This is a genomic window from Microcoleus sp. (assembly GCF_041354475.1).
Lineage (GTDB): Bacteria > Cyanobacteriota > Cyanobacteriia > Cyanobacteriales > Microcoleaceae > Microcoleus.
In genome coordinates this window covers 65,576-67,731 of sequence record NZ_JBGJZU010000028.1, presented here as the reverse complement: position 1 = coordinate 67,731, position 2,156 = coordinate 65,576, and the positions used below count along the sequence as shown (strand labels likewise).

Annotated in this window: 1 protein-coding gene; it reads left to right on the top strand. The window is 46.7% G+C overall.

Going from position 1 to position 2,156, the window contains the following annotated elements; all coding sequences use genetic code 11:
- The first annotated feature begins 803 nt into the window (after window positions 1-803).
- Window positions 804-2,066 (top strand): hypothetical protein, encoded by a 1,263-nt coding sequence (locus ACBR23_RS13095; protein WP_371119689.1) that lies wholly within the window; start codon window positions 804-806, stop codon window positions 2,064-2,066.
- The last annotated feature ends 90 nt before the right edge of the window (window positions 2,067-2,156 follow it).

The following is a 2,156-nucleotide window of genomic DNA, read 5'->3' as shown; positions in this document are numbered from 1 at the left end:
GAGTGCCAACATTGATACTTATTTTACCAGTTACAGACAGCGATTGCGACAAGAACACCGTGTTTTTTGGACCTGATGTCTTTAATGTCAGGAAAAGTCTATGAAACTGCCGTTTAGTATCATCTCAACATAAGTGGGTTTGTCGTCAAGGTATTTTGATTTTCTGGGAAAGTTATTTTTATAAGAAATCTTTATATATTAATTAAATTTGGTTTTTTAATTATTATATTAAGATTGATGTTGTAAAAAAATGTAAAAAAATTATTGATAAAAATTCTGATTAATTTAACGATTTTGCGATATTTCAGAGTCTATTACTAAAAAGTGATTAAGCTATGGTACAATCGAAGTTATATAATTTGGCGTAAGTTATGACAAATTAAAAGCAGACTCTGTAATATTAAAAGCCTGAAATGCTTGTTTAGATTGAAATAGCGACGCTAGTTTAGGTGACAGAGAAAAAAAATGGCAGGCGTAAAAAGTAAAGTAATATAAAGTAAAATTTTGTTTTGTATCAAAGATGGGGAAAAATTCTCTAGTAGGGATTGAAAAGAAATCAAAAATGTGGTATTGAAACAGAGAGAATCACAGAGAATCAAAGATAGGTAGCCAAAGTAAGGCCGAGCAAAATCAAGAAAAAGTCGATCGCCCAGGAAGTTGGCTACAGGCTAAACATTTTGCCAGGAGTGAGTTACAATTCACCTGTTAAGGCGAAACAACTGCTAAATTTAAAAATTATCCTGTAGAAGTCAGAAGCTAAAAGTCTCAAGGTTTTCGACAGCTCGCGAATTAAAAAAAAAACTATGTCTCAAAATGTCACCGCAAAACAGATGGGTGTGGAATCAGCCCAAGACCCGATCGCCGTAGTGGCGACAGTGGAAACAGTCACCGCCGAAACAGTGGCGGTAGAATCCTACGCCGATAGGTTGATGGATGAACTGTTTGAAGGGGTCGATCGAGCATTTGATGAAAGTGGCGGACTCCCCACAGAGCCAGTACAGCCAGAAATTATTACGCTCAAGTCCATATCGGTACCTCAAATAGTGCTGTCGCCACCGCCAGCCATGGGCTACCAGCGCTCAGAAAAAGATGTCGCAGCGATCGCCCGCCGAGTCGCCCTAGAAACAACCAAAAAACATCAGTCCAAACAATCCTTCGATAAAATGCTGCTGGGAGCAGCCTTTGGTTCGCTGATGTTAGTGTTGGGGCTGTGGTTGGCAAGTCGATCGGGACTGGTGCGTTTACCAGTGGCGGCAACCACAAGTACCACGCCGACAGCTACCACAAAAACAGCGCCAGACACGGAGTTTTCCGAATACGTGCAGCGATCGCTAGAGGCGATCGAACAAAAAAAATCACCCCAGGCAAACGTCCAACTTCCTGGAGTACCCGGAGTCGCCCCCCCAGGGACACTGCCCAACATTTCAATTTCCGGCGCGCCACCAGCTACGGCCGGTCTTTCCACAGCAGTTAACCGCGTCGCTGAGGCGATCGAGCAAGCCGCCGCCCAACAACCAGGAGCACCCACGCCCCAAGTAGTGATTATCCCACCGGCAAACACAACGGTGACAAACCCACTTCCGGCCCCAACTGTCGCAGTTTCTCCTTCAGCTAACCCTCCCTCCTCTGGGAGAGCGATCGCTGTTGCCGGTAGCACCAGTCCCAGCACTAGCCCCGTCGCCACTTCCCCTTCCCCCTCCACATCTCCCGAACCGAAAATTTCGGCTCGCGAAGAACCAGCAGCCCCCCCCGCAGCAGCCCCCCCCGCAGCAGCCCCATCAGCAGCAGCCCCATCAGCAGCAGCAGTCCAGCCGGCAGCACCGCAGTCACAACCAGCGACACCAAGCGTCAGCACCACGCCCACAGCGGCTCACACCCTGGTAGGGATTTTGGAATTGGGCGATCGCTCGGCTGCTTTATTTGAAGTAGATGGCGTAGCCCGCAGAATTTATGTCGGCGAAAGCATAGGTGCTAGTGGTTGGACTTTGGCAGAAATTAAAAATCAAGAAGCAGTGATCCGCAAAGGAGGAGATGTGCGATCGGTTTTTGTCGGTCAGAAGTTTTAATTAGTTAGTTGACTGTTGACTGTTGACTGTTGTCAGTTGACAGTTCCAGTACCCTGAGCGTAGTCGAAGGGTCGAAGGGTCAGTTAACCA

Excerpts from the sequence above, each read along its gene's own strand:
- ACBR23_RS13095 (WP_371119689.1), top strand. The coding sequence starts at position 804 with ATGTCTCAAAATGTCACCGCAAAACAGATGGGTGTGGAATCAGCCCAA.